The 23,426-nt window shown below is 41.0% G+C and carries 23 protein-coding genes and 1 tRNA gene; 14 read left to right on the plus strand and 10 right to left on the minus strand.

Annotated elements, in window-relative coordinates; all coding sequences use genetic code 11:
- Positions 1–16: 16 nt before the first annotated feature.
- The 7 genes from HWN40_RS03465 to coaBC form a co-directional block, all read right to left on the minus strand.
- A tRNA-Lys gene (locus HWN40_RS03465) sits at positions 17–93 on the minus strand.
- A 379-nt stretch (positions 94–472) separates the two neighbouring features.
- Entirely contained in the window at positions 473–1,708 is a 1,236-nt protein-coding gene (locus HWN40_RS03470) for an adenosylhomocysteinase (protein WP_176964448.1), read from the minus strand.
- A gap of 66 nt (positions 1,709–1,774) precedes the next feature.
- On the minus strand, positions 1,775–3,073 hold the full coding sequence (locus tag HWN40_RS03475; protein WP_176964449.1) for an amidohydrolase family protein: 1,299 nt from the start codon (positions 3,071–3,073) through the stop codon (positions 1,775–1,777).
- 2 nt (positions 3,074–3,075) lie between these two features.
- Entirely contained in the window at positions 3,076–3,717 is a 642-nt protein-coding gene (locus tag HWN40_RS03480; protein ID WP_176964450.1) for an HD domain-containing protein, read from the minus strand.
- Complete coding sequence (locus HWN40_RS03485; protein ID WP_176964451.1) at positions 3,708–4,478, minus strand: 4-phosphopantoate--beta-alanine ligase; 771 nt, start codon at positions 4,476–4,478, stop codon at positions 3,708–3,710. The genes HWN40_RS03480 and HWN40_RS03485 overlap by 10 nt, the downstream gene beginning before the upstream one ends.
- Positions 4,479–4,605: 127 nt before the next feature.
- Positions 4,606–5,490, minus strand: coding sequence for a pantoate kinase (locus HWN40_RS03490; protein ID WP_176964452.1), 885 nt, complete (start codon positions 5,488–5,490; stop codon positions 4,606–4,608).
- Positions 5,490–6,734, minus strand: coding sequence for a bifunctional phosphopantothenoylcysteine decarboxylase/phosphopantothenate--cysteine ligase CoaBC (gene coaBC / locus HWN40_RS03495; protein ID WP_176964453.1), 1,245 nt, complete (start codon positions 6,732–6,734; stop codon positions 5,490–5,492). Before coaBC ends, HWN40_RS03490 begins: the two co-directional genes overlap by 1 nt.
- 180 nt (positions 6,735–6,914) lie before the next feature.
- Between coaBC and HWN40_RS03500 the strand changes: the two genes are divergently transcribed.
- From HWN40_RS03500 to HWN40_RS03530, 7 genes are all read left to right on the plus strand, one after another.
- Positions 6,915–7,601, plus strand: coding sequence for a hypothetical protein (locus HWN40_RS03500; protein WP_176964454.1), 687 nt, complete (start codon positions 6,915–6,917; stop codon positions 7,599–7,601).
- A gap of 52 nt (positions 7,602–7,653) precedes the next feature.
- Positions 7,654–8,808 carry an ISH3 family transposase gene (locus HWN40_RS03505; protein WP_176964455.1) on the plus strand — a complete coding sequence of 385 codons (1,155 nt, stop codon included), beginning with the start codon at positions 7,654–7,656 and terminating at the stop codon, positions 8,806–8,808.
- A 202-nt stretch (positions 8,809–9,010) separates the two neighbouring features.
- On the plus strand, positions 9,011–10,015 hold the full coding sequence (locus HWN40_RS03510; protein WP_176964456.1) for a PstS family phosphate ABC transporter substrate-binding protein: 1,005 nt from the start codon (positions 9,011–9,013) through the stop codon (positions 10,013–10,015).
- A gap of 55 nt (positions 10,016–10,070) precedes the next feature.
- Positions 10,071–10,964, plus strand: coding sequence for a phosphate ABC transporter permease subunit PstC (pstC, locus tag HWN40_RS03515; protein WP_176964457.1), 894 nt, complete (start codon positions 10,071–10,073; stop codon positions 10,962–10,964).
- A complete protein-coding gene (gene pstA, locus HWN40_RS03520) occupies positions 10,965–11,816 on the plus strand; it encodes a phosphate ABC transporter permease PstA (RefSeq protein WP_176964458.1) in 852 nt (283 codons plus the stop codon).
- A gap of 9 nt (positions 11,817–11,825) precedes the next feature.
- Entirely contained in the window at positions 11,826–12,620 is a 795-nt protein-coding gene (pstB, locus tag HWN40_RS03525) for a phosphate ABC transporter ATP-binding protein PstB (RefSeq protein WP_176964459.1), read from the plus strand.
- A 201-nt stretch (positions 12,621–12,821) separates the two neighbouring features.
- Positions 12,822–13,504, plus strand: a protein-coding gene (locus HWN40_RS03530) for an IS1 family transposase (RefSeq protein ID WP_425487364.1) whose coding sequence is annotated in 2 segments (ribosomal slippage) — positions 12,822–13,149 and positions 13,149–13,504 — 684 coding nt in all. Because the reading frame shifts where the segments join, the coding sequence is not laid out codon by codon here.
- A 186-nt stretch (positions 13,505–13,690) separates the two neighbouring features.
- Here HWN40_RS03530 and HWN40_RS03535 read toward each other — a convergent pair.
- Entirely contained in the window at positions 13,691–13,936 is a 246-nt protein-coding gene (locus HWN40_RS03535) for a hypothetical protein (RefSeq protein ID WP_176964461.1), read from the minus strand.
- Positions 13,937–14,086: 150 nt separating this feature from the next.
- On the opposite strand from HWN40_RS03535, the gene HWN40_RS03540 reads away from it, so the two are divergent.
- The 3 genes from HWN40_RS03540 (at position 14,087) to HWN40_RS03550 (ending at position 17,437) form a co-directional block, all read left to right on the plus strand.
- Positions 14,087–15,241: an ISH3 family transposase gene (locus tag HWN40_RS03540; RefSeq protein ID WP_176964462.1), complete on the plus strand. Its 1,155-nt coding sequence runs from the start codon at positions 14,087–14,089 to the stop codon at positions 15,239–15,241.
- A gap of 97 nt (positions 15,242–15,338) precedes the next feature.
- Positions 15,339–16,034, plus strand: coding sequence for a hypothetical protein (locus HWN40_RS03545; RefSeq protein ID WP_176964463.1), 696 nt, complete (start codon positions 15,339–15,341; stop codon positions 16,032–16,034).
- Positions 16,035–16,036: 2 nt separating this feature from the next.
- Positions 16,037–17,437: an argonaute/piwi family protein gene (locus tag HWN40_RS03550; protein WP_176964464.1), complete on the plus strand. Its 1,401-nt coding sequence runs from the start codon at positions 16,037–16,039 to the stop codon at positions 17,435–17,437.
- A gap of 73 nt (positions 17,438–17,510) precedes the next feature.
- Here the strand turns inward: HWN40_RS03550 and HWN40_RS03555 are convergent, their stop codons facing one another.
- Both HWN40_RS03555 and HWN40_RS03560 read right to left on the minus strand, forming a co-directional pair.
- A complete protein-coding gene (locus HWN40_RS03555; RefSeq protein WP_176964465.1) occupies positions 17,511–18,464 on the minus strand; it encodes a hypothetical protein in 954 nt (317 codons plus the stop codon).
- 86 nt (positions 18,465–18,550) lie between these two features.
- The gene (locus HWN40_RS03560) at positions 18,551–19,798 is read right to left on the minus strand and encodes an ABC transporter substrate-binding protein (protein WP_176964466.1); all 1,248 of its coding nucleotides are present in this window, start codon (positions 19,796–19,798) and stop codon (positions 18,551–18,553) included.
- A gap of 175 nt (positions 19,799–19,973) precedes the next feature.
- On the opposite strand from HWN40_RS03560, the gene HWN40_RS03565 reads away from it, so the two are divergent.
- The 4 genes from HWN40_RS03565 (at position 19,974) to HWN40_RS03580 (ending at position 23,327) form a co-directional block, all read left to right on the plus strand.
- Entirely contained in the window at positions 19,974–20,804 is an 831-nt protein-coding gene (locus HWN40_RS03565) for a formylglycine-generating enzyme family protein (RefSeq protein ID WP_176964467.1), read from the plus strand.
- 109 nt (positions 20,805–20,913) lie between these two features.
- The gene (locus HWN40_RS03570) at positions 20,914–21,939 is read left to right on the plus strand and encodes a Vms1/Ankzf1 family peptidyl-tRNA hydrolase (RefSeq protein WP_176964468.1); all 1,026 of its coding nucleotides are present in this window, start codon (positions 20,914–20,916) and stop codon (positions 21,937–21,939) included.
- Positions 21,940–21,953: 14 nt separating this feature from the next.
- A complete protein-coding gene (locus HWN40_RS03575; protein WP_176964469.1) occupies positions 21,954–22,511 on the plus strand; it encodes a DUF7109 family protein in 558 nt (185 codons plus the stop codon).
- Positions 22,512–22,550: 39 nt separating this feature from the next.
- Positions 22,551–23,327, plus strand: a complete 777-nt coding sequence (locus tag HWN40_RS03580; RefSeq protein ID WP_176964470.1) for a 23S rRNA (uridine(2552)-2'-O)-methyltransferase — start codon at positions 22,551–22,553, stop codon at positions 23,325–23,327.
- The last annotated feature ends 99 nt before the right edge of the window (positions 23,328–23,426 follow it).

Genomic DNA, 23,426 nt, shown 5'->3' on the forward strand with positions numbered 1-23,426 from the left:
CACTCCTCGCAAAAAGTGGCGGGCTCGTAGGGATTTGAACCCTAGGCCGTCTGGTTAAAAGCCAGACGCTCTGCCTGACTGAGCTACGAGCCCATTGTGGTTTGTGTGGTTTTTGCTGGAGGTACTGCACGTCCTTTCTTCGGTGTAGCGGTGACAAAAGGAATCCATGGTATAAATACCTTGTGGGAACCTTGGTCTTTGCTGACATCTGCATCCTGTAAAGCTATCTGACTATTTATATTTATTTGTTTTGTATTTTATTTATATCAGAATAAATAATTAAATCTCATAATGTATATATATGATTAGTCAGGCTTTTTATACAGTTGACAGGAATTCTCTTTCTCAATTGCTACAACCGCGCTCCTACTTAACGTTTACCTTAGTTAAGGCTGATGGTCAGAAAAAGACATGGCAGTGATACTCATACTTATTCGATCTGATTATGAGTAAAAAAGAGAATGTATGCGGCTTATGTGCCGCATGACCAGCTGCTCATGTATTCATCCTGTTCCGATGAAAGTTTATCAAGGCTGATTCCCATTGATTCGAGTTTCATCTCGGCTACGCTGACATCAAGCTCATGGGGGACGGCATGGACACCGTCAACAAGTGTATTCTCTGCAATGTATCTGACACATAGTGCCTGGTTTGCAAAGCTCATATCCATAACCTCCGCAGGATGTCCGTCGCCTGCAGCGAGGTTTACAAGCCTGCCCTCTGCAAGCACGTTGACCTTCCTGTCACCAAGGTCATATTCTTTGATATTCTTCCTGACAGTACGTACCGATCGTGCCATGTCCTCAAGATCCTCAAGATTGATCTCCACATTGAAGTGACCTGAGTTGGCAAGTATTGCACCGTCCTTGATCACCTCAAAGTGTTCCCTTGAGAGGATATCACGGTTGCCCGTTGTGGTGAGGAATATGTCTCCTATCTTTGCAGCCTCTTTCATAGGCATGACCTCGTTCCCGTCCATGCGGGCCTCAAGAGCCCTGATAGGATCGATCTCGGTAACAATTACGTTTGCACCGAGCCCTCTGGCACGCAGTGCTGCACCTTTTCCACACCAGCCATATCCGCCGATAACAGCGTTCTTTCCGGCAATAAGCAGGTTTGTGGTCCTCATGATGCCATCCCATGATGACTGTCCCGTACCGTAGCGGTTGTCAAAGAGGAACTTTGTCATGGCATCGTTGACAGCAATTACAGGCATCTTCAGTGCGCCTTCCCTTTCCATTGCTTTTAGTCTGTGGATACCTGTGGTGGTTTCCTCGCACCCTCCGAGTATTGTTGCAAGCATCTCAGGACGCTCGGTGTGCATCTTGAAGATAAGGTCTGCACCATCGTCGATCGTGATGTCAGGTTCAAAATCAAGTACCTTGTCTATGGCCTCGTAGTAATCCTCGGTGGAACAGTCATAGCTTGCATGACAATCAATGCACTCCCTGGTATCAAGGGCAAGTGATACGTCGTCCTGCGTACTCAGGGGGTTGCATCCGGTGATCGCAACTTCCGCACCACCTGCTGCCAGTGTCTCCACAAGTACTGCAGTCTTAGCTTCCACATGCAGTGCCATTGCGACCCTGTGACCTTCAAGTGGTTTTTCCTTCTCGAACTGCTTCCTCACCGCTGCAAGGACCGGCATGTGATTGCGAGCCCACTCTATCTTCTGGTTTCCGGACTCAATCATTTCTTTATTACTCATTTAGTATCGCCTCTGATAATCTGGATATTCTGAAATTATTGCTGCTTATACTCACTCATATTATATTTAAGAGTTAATTCTTGAGACCAGATCCTTTGAAGTCTTCTTCATCTTCTCAATGATACTCTGCTCATCGAGACATCTGACCTCATAATTCTCCATCAGGATCTTTCCGTTTACGATGGTGGTCTTCACATCCCTACCGTTTGCGGCATATACCATATGTGATGCAATATCATATGCGGGTGTAAGATGTGGCTTGTTCATGTCGACGATAATCAGGTCTGCATTGTACTCTTCTTTGATCATGCCGCTCTTTATACCAAGTGCCTTTGCACCGTTCACGGTCGCCATTTCAAGGACCTGGCGTGCAGGAAGGACCGTTGGGTCCATAATGCTTACCTTCTGGAGAAGTGCTGCGGTCTTCATTTCCTCGAACATGTCAAGATTATTATTGGAAGCACATCCGTCGGTTCCGAGAGAGACATTGGCACCAACAGCAAGCAGTTTTGCAACAGGGGCTATGCCTGAGGCAAGTTTCATGTTACTTGTCACGTTGTGTGAGATATTCACTCCGTGTTCTGCAAGTATCTTGATGTCGCCGTCGGAAAGCCATATGCAGTGTGCTGCAAGCACGTCATCTCCCCAGAAATCGATATCCTTGAGGAAATGTATCGAACAGACTCCGAATTGCTCTTTCATATAGTTTAACTCGGCCTCTGTTTCCAGGACATGGATATGTATCCTGACATTGTCCTTTACGGCCTGCTCCTTGACCCTTATCAGGAAGTCCCTGGAACATGTGTTGGGTGCATGAGGTCCGTACATTGTGGTAATTCTGCCGTCTGCCTTTCCGTTCCATTCCCTTACAAAGCGGCTGCCCTCTTCAAGCTCGACATCCGCCTTCTCTTTATCTCCAAAGTCTATCATGCCGTAGGAAAGTGCTGCTCTTATTCCGGATTCATCTACAGCCTGCGCAACTTTGTCCATATGGATATACATGTCAGCAAAAGCTGTTGTACCGGACCTTATCATCTCCAGGCAGGCAAGCTGTGTACCAATATAGATATCCTCGTCGCTTACCTTCGCCTCCGCAGGCCATATGTGATTCTCAAGCCAGTCCTGCAATGGCATATCATCCGCATACCCTCTGAACAGTGTCATTCCCGCATGGCAATGGGTGTTCACCAGGCCCGGCATTACCACATTCCCTCCGGCATCTATTTCTTTATCAGCCTTACTCTCTGTGGACTTACCGATCTCCTTGATCTTGCCATCTTCGATAACCACTACCCCGTTTTCTATATCCTCTCTATCGGGGTCCATTGTCAGTATGTATGCGTTCTTAATTATGATGTCAGCCATCTTTAGTTCTCCCGGTTGGTCTCTCTTTTTAGCTCTTCAAGGTACAGGTGCATTATCCTGAGCCGCTCCTTTGCTATTTCTTTTGCGGTTTCAGTGTTAAGTCTGTCCATTATCCTGAAAGGTTTTCTTTCCATATAATCATAGAATCCGTCAAAAGGATCTTCCGTGTATGCATTCATGGAAGTCTCCTTGACAGTACCTATCGTATGCTTCAGGGACCTCAACGCTCCCATGGAAACAAGTGATCTGAATATTCCCACCGCTCCAAGTGCATCCAGCCTGTCAGCATCCTGGAGTATGCAGGCTTCCATGGTTTCGGCTTTCATTCCCCTGCTGAATCTGTGGGTCAGGATGCAGGATGCAACATGGTCTGTGAGATCACTGTCAGCACCTTCGGATATCAGAAAATCCCTCGCGATCTGAGCACCGTATTCTGCATGGTTACCTCCTTCCTGATGCTCTTTAACGATTCCCACATCATGTAAAAGGGCCGCAAGTCTTAACACCCGGAGATCACCACCTTCCTCCCTGTGTATCCTGGCACAAAGTGTCTCTACACGCTCTATATGAGAAATGTCGTGTGTACTTGGCTCATCGGCAAGTACTTCTGTAACAAATCCTCTTGTACGCTCAATCAGATCCATTGTACACCTCTTTCTTCTGCCTGGTGCTTCAGTCTTTCCTGAATCGCATACAGGGCATCAGGTATGAATTTACGGTTATCGTATGAGTTAATAACCTCCTGAAGGGATTCTCTGCTGTCGTGTTTCATATCCCTTGCAAACTGGGTCATGTTCTGCAGTGCACGGGTCACATTATCTATTATAGATACGCTGGCATTCAGGGATGTTCTGGAAAGGGGGTTCAGGTCTATGCTGATAACAACTTTTCCCATTTCCACCAGTTTCTGACAGCGATCCCCGTCCTCAAGTGGTACAAGTACCACATCCGCACTGAAAATACCTTCCTCGTCAACGATCGCCCGGTCATGGGACAGGTCAAGTCTTTTTTCTGCACTGCCACCCAGTACCCTCCCGGCACCATGGGATTTGAGATGTTCTATGATCCTGTGAACCCTGGCATCGCTTCTGTGGAAAAGATTTACTTCCAGCGTAGCCCCGGTCACGTCCGCAAGCGTGACCATACTTTCAGGTACAAGGGCTGCAGTGTTTCCGTTTACAGAGATTATGGGATTTTCAGCAAGAAGAATATGCGCCACAGCAGCCCTTTCGGCAAATGCAGCGGATTCGGTCGTCCGTTCTCCTATGAGATAATCGAAAGCCTCTCCTCGTCCCTGTGCCACCAGGCCCTGTTTGCTCGTAATGCCGATACCGATTCCCTCTACGATCTTTTCCCTTGTCATAAGGGATTCATATCTGGGATGTTCTCTGGGAATGTCTGTCATTGGGTCTGTCTTCTCCTTGTCCTGGTGGTGTATTTAAATCAAGAATTTTGCTGTTCTTTTCCTTTTGAGACCTTTGTTCAATGAGTTAAGATACTATTTCAGGGTGCATCTATAATTACCCATATCCTCAAATGATCTTTATACTGCCGGTATTGATCTTGTAATTCAGCACTTCCCCGTATTCGGAAAGTGCATCTGTGATCTTTTCATCAGCTTCTGTTTCCCTTGCCACCGCAAACACGGTGTTCCCGAGCATCGCCTGGGATGCTATTCCGCCTTTGGATTCCACAGTTTCCATTATATCTGTTATCGTATTGTCCGCCAGGCCTGTATTAACAGTGAAATCCCTGGAGCAGAGCATGAAGTTCTCCAGTGTGGGTTTTTCCATTAACCTCTGCATTGCAGACCTTCCGGCAAGATTGATGCTCTCAACAGCTTCCCTGTTGCTGAGTACGGATGATGTTGACAGCTCGCCAAGCACCACACACCAGATGTCCTGCTTTTTTACCGGAATCCTGTCATAGTTTCCGATTCCAGGAGCACCGGGTGTCTTTCTTATCACCACTCCTCCAAGTGACTGGGCAGCCACGTCCCCAAGCCCGCTGCTGTTCTTAACTTCCGCAACATGTGCTATCTGGTTCAGTTTACTGGCTGTGAGGTTCAGCTCAAGTGCGCAATTGAGTGCATATGCCGTTCCGAGGGCGCCTGCACCCGATGCGCCAAGGCCTGATTCAATGGGTATGTATGCTTTACATTCTACTTTCACAGGTCTGTCAGTTAAACTTTCAACAACAGTACGGATCGTACTTCCCTTTACTTCTACACCGTCAAGCAGTACGGTTGTTTTTTCAATCCCCTCTCCGCAACTTACGGTGGTCTCAATACCTTCATTAAGTACTATTCCGCAACCTGTAGAGCATTTTCTTAAGGGGTCAGTACTATCATGCACTTCAAAAAATCCGGTAATATGAGCCGGTGCAAAAGCCTTTGCACTGATCCTGTCCGCTGGCATTAGTTTTCTTCCCCTGAAGAAAGTATTATAGTGATCTCATCTATGAGGGCAGCAGCAATCGCTGATTTAGAACCGCTGATACTGGGCTGATCTTTCCTGCCCGGTCGGATTATGTGTACACTGTTCTCATCCGTTCCCATTCCTCCGGAACTGACATCATTAGCAACGATAATGTCAAGCCCCGAGTTTTCCAGTGTAGCCTGTGCACGCCTGAAAAGTTCCTCTTTACCAATGCCGGTTTCAGCCTTGAATCCAACGATTTTCACTTCAGGATATGCGGCTCTTGCCTCTTTGATGAGCTTGCGTGTGGGTTTAAAGGATAATGTAAGATCATCTCCTGACTTGATCTTGGTCTGAGCCGGGTCAACTGTATAATCGGCAATTGCAGCCGCACTTATTAGTAAATCATAACCTCTTCCGAGCTCCTCAAGCACAGCATTTGTCATCTGCTCTGCGCTTTCTGCATGGATCTCATTAATTCCGCTTATTCCAAGCCTTTCCCTGTGTGTAATGGTTACCTCTGCTCCTCTGCGGTAGGCTTCCAGTGCCAGTTCGATTCCGGTTTTTCCCGATGCCCTGTTAGTGAGTATACGTATCGGATCAACGGCTTCGGCAGTGGAACCGCTTGTAATGAGTATCTTTTTCCCTTCCAGGCTTTTGTTGTCTGTCCGGCGTTCGACCTCTAGCACAATCTCGTCATTGCCTGCTATCTTGGCAATCCCTTCCTCAACCCTGGGGCCGACAGAAAGGATGCCCCATTCCTTGATTTTCTCTATATTCTCCACAACGGCGGGATGATTGTACATGTCTTCATGCATTGCAGGCACCACCATCACAGGCTTTCCTGCCCCTATAGCAGTTGTAGCAAAGGTTGTCACAGGTGTATCGTCTATACCTGCAGCTATTTTCCCTATGGTATTTGCTGTAGAAGGTGCGATAAGCAGAAGGTCCGCCCTGCCCTGATCCCCAAAGAATTCCACATGCTCCACCTTCCCGGTGATTGAGGTGATAACCTCGTTACCCGTGGCATAGTGCAGGGCCATGGGGTTGATTATCCAGGTGGCTGCCTCGCTCATAACAGCATGTACATCAGCACCCCTTCGGATAAGTTCCCGTGCAAGCTCCACTGCCCTGACAGCAGCTATGCTGCCTGTGACTGCAAGCACGATGGTCTTTCCCTGGAGTGACCGGGATTTGCTGGATTTTATCCAGAGGGTGGGGTGTTCATTTGGATTTTGAGGCATATTATGTCCTTATTTTGATTAAATAAGTGGATTTTTAGTATTTAAGGGGGTTGGGTAGTAATTTGAATTATGCATTTGAAATCACTTATCCTTTCTATCCTTAAAATTCTTAACTTATTTAAGGAATTAAACTGATATTGTATTCAAATATTTCATTATTTCCTAAGTCAAGATGATTATATGGCTTTTATCAATTTAGAAGGGGAAAGGGAAGCAACAACTCAAAAAAGTGAGGAATATGGAAAAAAAGTAATTGAGTTGTTAGGTCTAAAGGGTTATTTCTTAGAGTATGATTCAAATATTGAAGGCGTTTTTCAAGATAAGATTTTTAGGAATCCAAAAGTCGATGGTAATAAAAAAACCGTAGTTGAAATAAAAGATACAAAATTAAGCTTGACTGATTTAAATTTTTTGGTAGAATACGGAAAGTACTGTTTATTATATTCAAAAGAGGAATTTAATTTAATTATTTTCGCTGCAGATGTATCTAATGCACGCAAATGGAAACAAATATTTGAATTAACGAAACAATCTGAAACAGAGTTAAAATCATTTTATACTAAAGTTTGTGGTACATTAAAAGAACAAAGTTTAAATTTTGAAAAATTTTGTTCATTTGTGAATTCTACCGATGTTTGGAAAACTAGTTACATTAAACTGTTGCAGACGATTGAGCAAATAAAAGCTGATAATATTTACGATTCTAAAGCAGATTATCTCGATGATACTGAAAAAATTGTATATGAAACTGAGAAATTGGATAGCAATATATTTTTAGTTGATTCTTACCCTCAATTTTTATTTAAAGCTAAATTGAAGGCTAAAAGTAAATTTAACAACTTTCAGTACTTCGCTAATTTTGAATAGGCCACCGAATTATACTTCCCGATAGCTTTATATGCGGCGGGAACGCCGCCATATGTCATTTCTAGCATCCAATTCACGAACCAATTCTAAACTTGAATTAAGACCAAAACAATGTATTGATGCTGTTCTGAAACCACTTATAGATAATATCGATATCAAGATAAACGGTCAACTTAGCTCTAAAGATCTATTTAACACTGCCATATGTATGGCAGTGGATAAAAGTTCAGTTCATTCTGCGTCAAAACACTATCAAGAGATTCCCTGCGAGACATCTTTACGGTACCATCTCAGGAAACTAAGTCTTGAAGAGCTTGTTCAGGCAAATCAAAGCATTCTTCTTCAAAGTTCTGTCAGTACTCTAAAACCAGAGAAAAAGTATGAGTTTGCTATCGATTTTACAAATGATCCATATTATGGAAAAGTTGATTCATCCAATGAAGACTACGTGATACGTAGTCAGGCCAAGAAATCCACTAACTCTTTTTATTCATATGTATCACTCTCTATCATAAACAAGAACGAGAGATATACTCTTGCAGTTATTCCTGTTGAAAGGAATAAAACAAAGGTTGATTACCTCACTTATTTCATAGATCTTATCGATGAACTGGATTTCAATATCAAGGTGCTTTGTCTGGATCGAGAGTTCTATTCAGTTGATGTGTTTGAGTTCTTACAGAACAAAGATATCCCTCACATTACACCAGTCGTAAGAAGAGGAAAAGCAATCAAGCAACTGCTTAAAGGGAGAAAAGCAAGGTCTGCTGAATATGTAATGAAGAATGCTCAAAAGAAAGAAGTTCATCTGGATATTGTAATTGATGTCAAGTATCTGAAAGGTAAAAGAGGCAAATATGGGTGTGAAAACCTTGCTTTTGTTGTTTATGGAATTAAATGGTCTCAAAGGAAGGTTAGTAACGTCTACAGAAGACGGTTTGCTATCGAGTCATCATATAGGATGAGAAATATCGTTAAACCAAGAACATCAACAAAAGATGTAACTTTCAGATACTTCTTTACACTAATATCGTTCCTGCTGAGAAATGCATGGCTCTGTCTCCAGAAAAAACATTTCACAATAGTAAAAACAGGTCCTCTAACCATTGATGAGGACAAGTTCAGGTTTGCAAGATTTATTCTGTTTGTTGAAGAGTGGCTTAGGAGAAAGTTAAGAATTCAGTTAGTAATACAGTGTTTAAGGTAATTCAATAGTGGCAGGAACAAGATGGAGGTAAAATTAGAGAACTACTGAATGAACAAATTAAAAGTGTGATTTGTTGAGTTAAAGACTATAGTTACGCTGCCAATTATTACCCATTTCGTTACAAATTTATACGTCCCGGTTTATTCGTAGCCTGATTTGTTGTAAACGGCCAACAAAAAGTTAAACAATTCGAGGTGAATTAATGAATAGAAAAATTCTCATAACTGTTATACTTACGGTTTTCATTGTAGCATTGTTATCCGGATGCGTTGACAGGTCTGAATCCGAAACCCAGATTACATCTTCGAGCGATACACAGACACCAGCAGCGGAAGAACCTGAAGGTACAATACGTATCTCAGGTGCTTTTGCTCTGTATCCTATGATGCTCAAATGGGGAGAGGAATACCAAAAACTGCATCCGAAAGTGAAGTTTGACATCAGCGCCGGAGGAGCGGGCAAAGGTATGGCTGATACTCTGGGAGGGCTTGTGGATATCGGCATGGTCTCAAGAGAAATTACACCTGAAGAAGAGGAAAAAGGTGCATACTGGATAGCAATAACAAAAGATGCCGTTGTGCCAACAGTCAATAGTAATAATCCTGCAGTTACACAACTTAAGGAAAATGGACTAAAAAGAGATGTGTTTGAGCAAATATACATCAATGGTACCATAAAAACATGGGGACAGGCGACAGGGGATACGGGCAACAATGACAAGATCAACGTATACACTCGCTCGGATGCCGCAGGTGCACCTGCAACATGGGCAAAATACTTGGGCAACTATAAGCAGGAAGACCTTAAGGGTGTTGGTGTGAATGGTGATCCGGGACTTGCCGAAGCTGTTAGGCAGGACAAATTGGGAATCGGTTATAACAACATTAACTTTGCATATGATCCAAACACACGAAAACCTGTAGAAGGTATCGAGATAATACCTCTTGATCTGAATGGGAACGGCAAGATCGATACTGATGAGGACTTCTACGGAACACTGGATGAGCTAGTAGAAGCTATCGGGAATGACCAGTTTCCTTCACCGCCTGCAAGAGATCTGAACCTCGTAACAAAAGGCAAACCAACCGGTATTGTGGATGATTTCATCAAATGGACACTCACTGACGGACAGAAGTTCATTTCTGAATCAGGGTACATCGTTCTTCCACAGGATCAGATAAACGAGGGAATAGAAAAAGTCGATTAACCGGCATGAACAAACAAGAAAAACCCACTGGATGTAAGAAAGAGCAGAAATTACTATGAACATCAGAAGACTCAAGGACAGTATTTCAAGCAGGATGATGCTCGCAATGACAGCATTTGCCTGCCTGCTGTTCTTTTTCATGCTTACTAGCCTTTATTACAGAGCAAGTCCCATATTATCGACAGTACCTATCTACGATCTCCTGTTCTCAAAAGAATGGAGCCCTTATTCAGGAAAGTTTGGTTTCTTTCCGTTTATCCTGGGGACACTGTGGGTTACAGTACTTGCTCTTGCAATTGCAGTACCTGTAAGCCTGTTAAGCTCAATATACCTTTCAGAATATGCAGATAAAGGTCTGAGGACTGCTGTCAATCCTCTGATTGATCTGCTTGCAGGAATCCCTTCGGTTGTATACGGTCTCTGGGGTGTGCTCGCAGTAGTACCTTTCATTAAAAATACCCTTGCTCCTGCCCTTGACGTGGAAACCGTAGGAGGGTACAGTGTCCTTGCAGGAGGAATTGTGCTTTCGATTATGGTATTCCCAATAATTATTTCGGTTACAAATGAAGTTATAAGAAGCGTTCCCCAGGATTTGAGAGAAGTTTCCCTATCCGTCGGTGCTACAAAGTGGCAGACCATCAAATATGTAGTTCTGAGGAAGGCAAAACCCGGGATATTTGCGGCAATAGTTCTTGGTTTTTCAAGAGCGTTTGGTGAGACAATGGCTGTGCTTATGGTTGTAGGAAACGTATCCAGAGTACCTTCATCAATTTTTGATCCGGCTTATCCCCTTCCCGCTCTTATCGCAAATACTTTCGGTGAAATGATGTCTGTCCCTCTCTACGATTCAGCGATACTGCTTGCGGCATTGATGCTTTTTATCGTTGTATTGGTATTCAATATCTTTGCAAGGATGGTACTTATTAAAATAGAAAAGGGTGTTATTTAGATGGAGATTCGAAGGATTGAGGAATTGATTTTTCGTGTATTGATGATACTGTCTCTTGCAATAGTAGTGAGCAGCCTCCTTACAGTGATCGGGATAATACTCTGGAAAGGCTTACCTGCTCTGAGCCTTGATATGCTCACAAAGACAGCAGAAGGCGGTTATTACTTAGGAAAAGGAGGAGGTATCCTGAATGCCATCATAGGTTCGCTGTATCTTGCATCGGCTAGTACTATACTGGCGTTTTTCCTGAGCATCGGGATTGCTTTCTATCTCCAGAAAGAATATTCTGGAGGAACAAAACTATCAAACCTGACACGCCTCTCACTTGATATTCTTTGGGGCACCCCTTCCATTGTGTACGGGGCATTTGGGTTCACAATTTTGATGCTTTTTCACATGAGAGCATCCCTGCTTGGGGGAATAATAGTTCTCACACTTCTGGAACTCCCTATCATGACGAGATCAATGGAAGAGGTCATAAAAACAGTTCCCTATGAACTTAAAGAAGCATCATTTTCCCTTGGAGCAACAAGACTTGAGACCGTACAGAGAGTTGTTGCAAAACAGGCTCTTCCCGGTCTTATGACCGGAGTGTTGATAGCTTTTGGAAGAGGAATAGGGGATGCCGCATCCGTACTTTTCACAGCAGGATATACTGATCGCATTCCCACTTCTCTTTTTGATGCCACAGCATCTCTCCCACTTGCTATATTTTTCCAGCTAGGGACGCCCCTGCCGCAGATTCAGCAGAAAGCATATGCATCGGCTATAATTCTCTTGATAATAATTTTAGTCATCAACATAACTGCAAGGATTCTTTCAAGAAAATATGCGAGATACATCATAAAATAGGTGTATGAAATGTCCGAAACCCATATTAAAATCGATAATGTAAAAGTATTTTACAGCAAAAAACATGCGTTAAAGAATATATCCGTGGAAATACCGAAAAATCAGATCACTGCTATAATAGGCCCTTCTGGCTGCGGTAAATCCACGTTGCTCAAGTGCATGAACAGACTCATTGACCTTACAGATGAGGTTACCTATTCAGGGAAGATCCTGATAGACGACGAAGACATCTTTGACAGGAAAACAGATGTTGTAAACATCAGGAAGAAAATGGGATTACTTGCTCAGAAGCCCACCCCGCTTCCAATGTCTATTTACGAGAACATCGCATACGGTCCAAAAATTCATGGCATGAAAAAGAAACGTGATCTTGATATTGTTGTTGAGAAATATCTCAAGCTTGCCGGTTTGTGGGAAGAAGTCAAAGACAGACTAAAATCTCCGGCATCGCAGTTATCAATAGGTCAGCAACAGAGACTATGCCTTGCAAGAGGACTTGCAGTTGAACCGGAGATCATTCTCTGCGACGAGCCTACATCCGCCCTTGACCCCGTATCATCACAGTATATCGAGCAGCAGCTTCTGAAATTGAAGAATGACTATACCATTGTAATAGTCACGCACAATATCCACCAGGCAATGAGGCTTGCCGACTATGTAATTCATCTTTATCTCGGAGAAATAATCGAGCATGGTCAGGCTGATGAAGTATTAGAAAATCCAAAGGATGAGAGGACCCAGGCTTATATTAACGGAACTTTCCTTACGGAAACAAAAATCGACAGAGTTCGAACATGTACTTGAGGACGGAGACAGTATCATGGTCATTATAGGGTTCTGTGGCGGATGAACAGTCCGCCCAAAAAAGAGTTGGCGAATAATTTTCTACGTATCCTTTTTTTTGACAGCAGGCAGGAGATTTTAAGTTTACTCAATAAATTAAAAAAAAACAAGTGGTATTGGTAACCATATATAGTTATATACTATGACAACGTATGTTTAATCATGGATTGTCCAAAGTGCAATAGTTTCAGTAACAAAAAGAATGGTATAATCAATGGACGTCAACGTTATAAATGTCATGATTGTGGATATAATTATACAGTCGAACTTAAATCAACTGCTTTTCCCCGATCGGTCAAAAGACAAGCCTTGCAGCTATATCTTGAAGGATTGGGATTTCGTTCAATCGGACGTTATTTAGGAGTTAGTCATGTTTCTGTCCAAAAATGGATAAAGAAATTTGGACAGGAGTTAGAGGATCTAAAAAGCGAAAACGAGATAGGTGTTGTTGACTTAGATGAAATGCATACTTACATCAACCAAAAAAAAATTACTGCTGGATCTGGATTGCTGTTGATAGAACTGGGAAAAGATTCATCAACTGCTCTTTTGGGAACAGAGGAACCAAAACTGGAAAAGAGCTCTGGAGAAAACTAGAGAAAAAGCAGATCGGAGAAGTAATGACCGATAGCTGGAGAGCATATTCAGAATTCCTTCCTGAGAACATTCATACAACCTCAAAGGCAGAAACATATACAGTAGAAGGATATAACAGTATATTCAGACACTTTCTGGCAAGACTGAGGAGAAAAACAAAGTGTTATACCAAAAGTCTTGAAATGCTAAAATACTCTGTTCTTCTGTTAATGAAGTATAGGAATAAAGAATTAGCTATGGTTGATTAACAATACCTTTTTGGATTCGTTAAGACACTACAATGCCAGTATATTTTAGCTTACAACCTGAGATACGGTTGCAAAATAATTTAGTTAAGTTGAAACTATATGCCATTTAGTTTTTTATATGCACTCCGTAAATACAGGAATTTTAGAGAAATATATTTATATATTATATGTTTTAAGAAGCACTGATTAGAGAAAAAATGCATTGAGATTGAAACATTTGTCGTAAAACCGATTATAATTCTTTGCATAAATTGTGCACTCCGGAAAATTTTTTAACTCTTGATTCAATGTAAGGATTGATTTTCCAGAATCTATTATAATATTTTTATTATTTCCGTAGTTGAGAACAGTTATAATATCCATTTCTTCTGGAATATCCTGATTAATTTTTGTTTCTGATGAATGGAAATACTTTATTTCATCATACTCCATTGTGCGGGTTATACTTCTATGGCGAATAAAGAATCTATCATTTGTTTTTACAGCTTTTGACGTTTTTAGAATGTCAGTACTTCGCTAATTTTGAATAGGCCACCGAATTATACTTCCCGATAGCTTTATATGCGGCGGGAACGCCGCCATATGTCATTTCTAGCATCCAATTCACGAACCAATTCTAAACTTGAATTAAGACCAAAACAATGTATTGATGCTGTTCTGAAACCACTTATAGATAATATCGATATCAAGATAAACGGTCAACTTAGCTCTAAAGATCTATTTAACACTGCCATATGTATGGCAGTGGATAAAAGTTCAGTTCATTCTGCGTCAAAACACTATCAAGAGATTCCCTGCGAGACATCTTTACGGTACCATCTCAGGAAACTAAGTCTTGAAGAGCTTGTTCAGGCAAATCAAAGCATTCTTCTTCAAAGTTCTGTCAGTACTCTAAAACCAGAGAAAAAGTATGAGTTTGCTATCGATTTTACAAATGATCCATATTATGGAAAAGTTGATTCATCCAATGAAGACTACGTGATACGTAGTCAGGCCAAGAAATCCACTAACTCTTTTTATTCATATGTATCACTCTCTATCATAAACAAGAACGAGAGATATACTCTTGCAGTTATTCCTGTTGAAAGGAATAAAACAAAGGTTGATTACCTCACTTATTTCATAGATCTTATCGATGAACTGGATTTCAATATCAAGGTGCTTTGTCTGGATCGAGAGTTCTATTCAGTTGATGTGTTTGAGTTCTTACAGAACAAAGATATCCCTCACATTACACCAGTCGTAAGAAGAGGAAAAGCAATCAAGCAACTGCTTAAAGGGAGAAAAGCAAGGTCTGCTGAATATGTAATGAAGAATGCTCAAAAGAAAGAAGTTCATCTGGATATTGTAATTGATGTCAAGTATCTGAAAGGTAAAAGAGGCAAATATGGGTGTGAAAACCTTGCTTTTGTTGTTTATGGAATTAAATGGTCTCAAAGGAAGGTTAGTAACGTCTACAGAAGACGGTTTGCTATCGAGTCATCATATAGGATGAGAAATATCGTTAAACCAAGAACATCAACAAAAGATGTAACTTTCAGATACTTCTTTACACTAATATCGTTCCTGCTGAGAAATGCATGGCTCTGTCTCCAGAAAAAACATTTCACAATAGTAAAACCGGGTCCAATAACCATTGATGAGGATAAGTTTAGATTTGCCAGGTTTATTCTGTTTGTTGAAGAATGGCTTAGGAGAAAGTTAAGAATCCAGTTAGTAGTGCAATGTTTAAGGTAATTCAATAGTAGAAGGAACAAGATGAAGGTAAAATTAGAGAACTACTGACTTTTGGAAACAACCATTTGCCGATAGTTTTGTACAGTACAATGGTATATTGTACTCAGTTGAAGAAATTCCTGAGGATGTATTGTCAGAATATTGTGAAGTAAATTCATATGGCAGTTTTAAGTTTTCAAATATTGATATAGTACAGGAGAATAAGCTTGTTTCTCAGTTAATTAGAAGTCAAATTATCTTAAGTGCATTCCAAAAGGGTTTTTATTATGATCGAAAACGAAAGGCTCTGTATAATCCTCATAGAAATTTAAATCAAGATGAAATAAAGGTAAAAGTCAAAGATGAAAAATTAAGATATCTATCAAAAGTATATAGAAGGGCTGATGGTTCAGTTAATTTTGTATCTCATCGAAGTATTAAATTTGATGTTATAGAACTAAATGGCAAGTTTTACGCTATATTTGACAACTTTAGATTGTTTAGTACTAATGGGAAGCGACTAATTAAAGGTGAAAATGCAAAGAAATTGAATTATAAGTTTGCTCCAATTAAAGCATTTAACGATAATGAAAAAAGTAAATTATTCTTTTTATTGAAGGCTATTGGTCTTCCAGAGTGGACTAAGCATTCGCAATCAAATTTATTTAACTTTGATCATTTTTCAAAGAATCAGTTTTCTTTTAAAGAAATGTTATTTGAAATAGACTGCAAAGCACAAATTGGAGAAGTATTTAATGAAAATTTTGATTATGAGGATAATTTCTATTCTCAAATAACCGACTATGAGGAATAACTGTGGATGACTTTCACGTTGATTATATCCAAGAACCACATTTACTTTTCAAAAACGGTGGCACTTCATTAAATCCTTGTATTGGATTAATTAAATATGGGCCACGTTTTTCGGGTTTACAGATTCAAGATTTGAGGGAATTCAAAGTTGGTATAATTGGTTCATCGAAATCAATTGCCTTAACAAAACAATTATTCAAATCGTTCCAAAATAAAATCTCTCCCTCAGGTGAGATTAAACCATGGAAAATCCCTTTTCCAGGGTTAGATTCCAGTTCAAACTTGGGTTTTAAATTTGTATTTAATCCAGAGTGGGAATCTGTTATCGATATGCATGATTTTCATGAAATAAAAAATGCAAGATTTTCGTCGAAGAAAGCTTTGGATATTATAAAATGGAAATTAAAAATAATTTATGAAAAGGAAACTCCTCCTGATATTATTTTAATAAGTATACCTCAACAATTCTATGAAATATGCGAATGTTCTGGTACAAATAAACCTACTATAAAAGTCGGAGTCGATGATTTTCATAGTCGAATTAAACTAGTTGGGATGCAATTGAAAATCCCTACACAGGTAATAAGATATGAAACGCTCTTGCTTAAAGGAACCCAAGAGAGATGTTTAGTCGCTTGGAATATTGTTGTAGGAATGCTATACAAATGCCAAAGAGGTCACCCTTGGAAACTAACACATTTAGAGGAAAATACTTGTTATGTAGGTATTTCCTTCTTCAAAGAAAAAGGAGAAGAGACAAGAAGGGCAAGTCTAGCGCAAATTTTCTTAGATACAGGAGAAAGTTTTGTGTTGAGAGGTGAATCTTTCAGTTGGATAAACAAAGAATATCCTAATAGTCCTCATCTTTCTAAAAATGATGCTTATAATCTAATAACTTATGTTTTAGAACATTATAAATCAATAAGAAAAAATTATCCTTCAAGAATTGTAGTTCACAAGAGTTCCAACTTCTGGGATGATGAACTAGAAGGATTCAAAGATGCCACAAACAATGTTGAGTTAAGAGATTTCATAACTATTTTAAATTCAAATTTAAAGTTATTCACTCAAACATCTTATCCTGTTTTACGAGGAACTTTTTTGTCACTGAAAGATGAGTCTATCGGATTTTTGTTCACAACAGGTTTTGTTCCATCACTAGGTACCTATCCCGGTTTTTCAATCCCTAGCGCTCTTAAAATTAAACCTTTCAATCTAGATACCTCTTTATTACAGGTTTGTCAGGAAATAATATCACTAACTAAGCTTGACTGGAATAATACATTTGTATATTCTAAAATGCCAGTTACTATTTCAGTTTCGCGAAAAGTGGGTAAAGTAATGGGAGAAACTGAAGCACAAAATATGGAGTACTTGGATCCACATTATTACTTTTATATGTAGCATTGTCTATTTCTATCATTTATTCAAGCCATATTAATTTTGATAGAATTGTCAATAATATTCATTATTTTTGTTATTCAGCTTCAATTGAAAGTCTTTTTTGAAATAGATATTTATTGACACGATCAAAAATAATATTTGATTTTTCGATTCCACCACAAAAATCAGGCTCCTCAGCAATAGTTATTAAAGCAGCTCGACTAATAAATTCCTCCAAAAATTTTGCAGCATTCCATCCAGACGTTGTTGAATGCTGGCTAGGTCTGAAAAATTCATTTTCAAAGACTTCATGTGGCCATGGAAAATGGTATTCTCTCCAAAAGACAGCAAAGCAGTCAAGATCAATATCTAAAAGAATACTTTTTTTATCGTCTGAAAACATGAACCCATGTTCGGGACTATATTCCCAACCTAAAATATCCCATAACCCGCAAAGCTCTTTACTTCTAGCTAAATCATTCAGATCTCCTTGATTATCACTTAATTCACTAATTATGGACTGTATCATTTCGATTCTGTGTTTAACTCCACAATGATCTTCATATTCTCGAAGTTTTTCTTTATCAAAATAGTTATCAACTCCAAATATGACTACATCATCAATAAGTCCCAGTTCCATTCCTGCTTTTAACCAATCGTCATCCATCTTTTTCAACTTGTTTTTGCATAAATCAATTAAATCAGAAGTGTCAAAACCAGATTTTCTTAACTCACGAATATCTTCAGGACAAATTGGATCTGAAGCGTCATGATGTGCATCAAATATAATTATTGTACAGGGCTTTGGAAGTATTTCTTTTACCTGGGCATCATGGATAACTGGTAAAACCCACCGATGATCTTCATGTATAAAGCAATTGCAGCCTTCGAAAGAAACACTTCTTAAATTGTCTAGTTTTTTCAGTGGTTCTAAGTCCATTAGTTTTTCTTCCTTTAAGTCCGATATATTTGTGGTAAGTGGCTTTTTAGTATTTAAGAAGGTTGGGTAATTTCTAATCTGTGTATCTTTTAATTCAATCGATACCAATCCCTCTGGATATGTTCGGCTTATAATTGAAAACAGGTAGCAAAATCAATAGAAAAATAAAAGATAGTGGTGCAAGGCACCACCATTCACTCAACAAATATCAATTTTCCTTCTTCTCCCGGATCGACCTGGTATCTTGCGGCACGTTCCCACTGATGGCCAGAATCCGTTTCGGAAATTGTCCAGATGTCATAGTCCCAGTTTTCCCTGTCACCGTTCTCATCGAGTTTTGTCCAGCCGGTGACTCCGAAGTATGTGTCAGTCAGGGTGTTCATTGCCAGCCTGATACTTTCATCGCTTTCCGGTACAGAATCAAGATCTACGAATGTAGCTATCCAGAGTGCATCATATGCGGCCAGTGCATATGTTTCAGGAAGTCTTCCCAGTTTTTCCTCCACTCTTGATTCGATGGCCATGTACCTGTCATTCTCTTCCTCATATCCGTATATCGGTGTCATAATATTCGCTTCAGCAGCAAATGCGGCAGAATCATTGTCCCTTATGAGCTCCTCGTTCAGTGCTATGCCGTCACTGCCATACCATTTGATATCAGAGAGTGCAGAATAGTCCTGTGCAAGGGAGAAAATCTCAGTTGCTTCACTGTATGAGGCAAGGAACACGGCTACATTTTCATTTCCGTATTCTGTAGTGGCTGACGTAACCTCATCATTTAGCTTTTCTATCTCTGTGGAGAGATTCTCATTATCTGCATCGTAGACCACACCTTCGAGGAATGTGCCATTACGATCTTCAAAGTTCTTTTTCACTTCATCAGTTAATCCGCTTCCCCATACGTCATCCCTGTATACAGGTACAACCGCGGTAACATTGTCTTCTCCCATGAGTGTGGCCAGTACTGCGCCCTGGTTTGTGTCATCAGGAACAAACCTGTACAGATTATCATCGGGGATTGCTAAAGAGGGAGCCGTTGATGCAGTGCTGATAAGTACGATACCATTCTCAGTTGCGTATTCAAGAACAGCTTCAGCTTCCTCACTTGCCTGAGGTCCGATAACGATCTTTATTCCCATCTCGTCAAGTTCCCTGAGCTTCTCCAGTGCGGTTTCCGGATCGCTCTCAGTATCTTTCACGACAATTTCCACATTTTTTTCGGAGCCAAGTCCTGAAAAATAACCGTTTACATCCTCTTGCGATTCTTCAAGCGCAGTCTGGCTTGCCTGCCCTATTGACTCGAGATTGCCGGTAAGTGGCAATAATGCACCTATTGTAATATCGCCTGATTCAGGAGATGCTTCTTCAGACAAGCCGACGCAACCCAGTCCTGTGCTTGCTATAAGTAATATGCTTATAAGTAGTACTCTTATTCTTTTCATCTTCTAACCACAAACCAGTCTGAATGATGTTATTATTTATATATTTATTTTGAATTAAAACTGTACACTGCCTTATGGTTATATGAAAATAATGCATAAGTAACTACTGTCGCCATGCAACAAAATAGACATCTATTAATATCATAATGTCTGAAAAAATGAATCAAGTGGTATTATGCGGATTGGCAGAAAAAAACTAATAACGATCCTGGCAGTGCTCCTTGTGGCTATATCAGTTGCAGGATGCGCTTCCGATGATAGTGGCAGCGGTAGCACAGTAAGCAGCTCGGCAGCAAGCGGCGATTCCGGTGATGAGTTTACCAACTCTATCGGAATGGAATTTCAGAAAATAGAAGCCGGAAGTTTTGACATGGGTACATCAAAGTATGCATACTCTCAACCCATTCATGAAGTAAGGTTCAACGATGCATTCTATATCGGAACCTATGAAGTAACCCAGGCACAGTGGGAAGAAGTGATGGAAAATAATCCTTCCGAGTTCAAGGGCGATGATTTGCCTGTTGAAAGTATATCATGGAATCAGGTACAGGAATTCATCGACAAACTCAATGAGATGGAAGATACTACAAAGTACAGGCTTCCGACCGAGGCCGAATGGGAATATGCTGCAAAGGCAGGGACAAGCACTCTTTATTCCTTCGGGGAGGTTGATGACGAAGAAGGTCCTTTCCTCGGTGACTACGCATGGTATCAGGAAAATTCCTACGATAAAACACATGAGGTAGGTCAAAAACTCCCTAATCCCTGGGGCCTTTACGATGTTCATGGCAATGTATGGGAGCTGGTACAGGATAGCTGGTTGGACAGTTATTCAGATGCACAGGAAGATGGCAGTGCAGTCGATAAAGGGGCCGGATCCTTAAGGATTGCCAGAGGCGGTGGCTATTCTAGCAATGCAAATGCACTGGAGTCAGCATACAGAAAAAGACAGGATCCCCGTGACGGTGATTCTACCATAGGCTTCCGTCTTGCGATGGATGCCTGATATTTTTCATTTTTTTATTTCATTATTCTTTTTAATCGCCGCAAAGCAGCGTTATCCGGCATTCGACAATAGACAGATTTTTTATACAGGACATCTCTATTGCATTTAGATGTCTGAAAAAGAAGGAGTCTTTGACAATATCAACTACATCTTCAGAAAATACTCCGGTAAAGAAGAGCTGGAAAAAGAGATCAGTAAGCTTCAGTCGCATCTCTTCGAACTTGAACTGGATGTAAATACCGCCAATAAAAGGTATGAAAAAAGTGCTGTATCGGAAAAGAAGGCGGTTGCTGCAAAACAGGAAGCTGAGGAGAAGCTCAAAGCAGCTGAGGTAAGACTACAAACTCTCGAACATGAACTTGAAAAGGCAAGAAAGGACACGTCGGGAGAACTATATTTCAGTCGTACTGACCGGTTCAGTAAACAAAGGACAGAAGAATTCCTTCTGGCACTCTCATCCGTAAAAGATCCTGCAGATTCTCTGGTTACTGTGTATATTGCTGCAGGTTCAAAGATGGAAAATTTAGAGTATCATGATGATGCTCTGAAAGTGCTGGACAGTGAAACCATTGCAATGGTGGATAAAGTGGATTCACCCACCGGTCTTGTGCTTTTCTATTCTCCGGATTTCATGATCACTGAATTAATTGTGCCTCCTTTGCCTTTAAAACGATCCTGCTGGAGCACAGGAAATACTTTTGACACCGCTCCTGTACTCAAACTGCTAAGGACCAGAGCCAGCATCCTGTTTTTGGTAGCACATGCGGGGGAATCATTGATTGGATATTCTCATGATTCGGAGAATCTTGATTCTTTTCAGCTGGTAAAAAGCAGTGTCAAGGCAAAACATGCTAAAGGAGGATTCAGTCAGAGAAGGTTTGAACGTCTCAGGGATGAGGATATAGCACACCATATCGACAAGGTGAAGCCGGCTCTCAGGGACCTGATCGATGAATATGGAGATTCAGCGGACTATTTTGTCATAGCAGGTGATCGCCAGCTCGCAGAAGAAATGACCTCTGACTTGGCTCTGGATATTGAGCGGGTCTTCTCTTCGTCGGATATCCGTGTCGAGAAGCACAATATCCCCGATCTGATGAAACAATTGCTGATCTATCGCAGATACAGGATTTAACAGGTTGAATTAGGATGAAAAATAAAGAAGAGCTCTGTGGAATTATCGACGCGTTAGGTGCCCTGAATATCGAAGAATTATATTCCATATCAAAGGAACTCTCTCTTCTAAGGGATGATGTTACGCTATCCGAGTCTTCTATAAGGGATATGTGTGATGAAGCTGAAAAGGGGCATCTTGTAGCCGTTGTTTCCTGGGAGGAAGTTGCAGGACTTGAAGAAGATGAGCATTCATACTATATTCCCGGTCCGAATGCTTTTCCTGAAGTGCCTTTCGAATTGAGCGAAGTGATTGATATACTGCAGATGTCTGAAAGGGAAGTGGACCTTAGTAAGGCAGCAGACAGATTTCATAGCAACCTCCATAAAAGAATAAAGAACCTTGAAAGTAAGATCGATTCTCTGGAGCAGGGAAAGGCCTGCTTCGAAGACCTTGAGGGACTTGAAGAGTGGTACAGTGACATTCTGAACCAGTATTATGATTATAGTTTCTGGCTTCAGGACGATATGTCTGATCTTGAGTCGGAGATAAGTACTCTCAGTGAGAGAATAGAATCCCTGAAATCGGCATAAGTTATTTGATAGTTGGATTTAATCAGGTAGCAGATTCTTATGGCAAGAGACAGACGGGATACTTATTACTGGAGAGCCAAGGACGAGGGTTTTCGATCCAGGGCTGCTTACAAGCTTTTCCAGATCAATGAAAAACATAATGTGATCAAACGCGGGGACACGGTAGTGGATCTTGGAGCCGCACCCGGTGGATGGCTCGAGGTTGCAAAAAAGCTCTCCGGCGGTAGGATAGTTGGTGTAGATCTTAAGAAGATCAGTCCCATCGAAGGTGTTGAAACCATAAAAGGCGATATCACCTCGGATAAGACCATAGCACAGATATTTGATATGGTTGGTAAGGCGGGTGCCGATGTTGTCATATGTGACGCTGCACCGAACCTTTCGGGAAACTGGAGCCTGGATCACGCAAGATCCATAGACCTCACCACCTCAGCCCTTGAATGTGCCAAGAAGATATTAAAACCCGGGGGCAACTTCGTTGTAAAGGTCTTCCAGGGCGATATGTTCAAGGATTTCCTTGATGAAGTGAGAAATAATTTCACATTCACACGTTCCTACTCTCCGCAGGCTTCACGCTCCCAGAGTGCCGAGACCTATGTGGTTGGTAAGAAATTCCTTACGGCCCCGGTTCGCAGAGGGGATGAGTTCGATGTTGAGATAGATGAGCTTGGCTCAAGCGGAGACGGAGCGGTTCTTATAGAAGGCTTCGTGGTCTTTGTCAAGAATGTTGAAATTGGCGACCGTGTGAGGATTAAAATTAAGGACGTAAAACCCAATTTCGCCTTTGCGGATGTTGTCAGTAAAGTGGATTCCTGAAATTTCGTTTTTTAGTCCGGCTGGATATTATTGATTTGCCTGACATAGTAACTTATTTTTACCGCTGCGTTAATACTACGTTCATAATAACGGTGGGGA

This window comes from Methanolobus zinderi, assembly GCF_013388255.1.
In the GTDB taxonomy this organism is placed as follows: domain Archaea; phylum Halobacteriota; class Methanosarcinia; order Methanosarcinales; family Methanosarcinaceae; genus Methanolobus; species Methanolobus zinderi.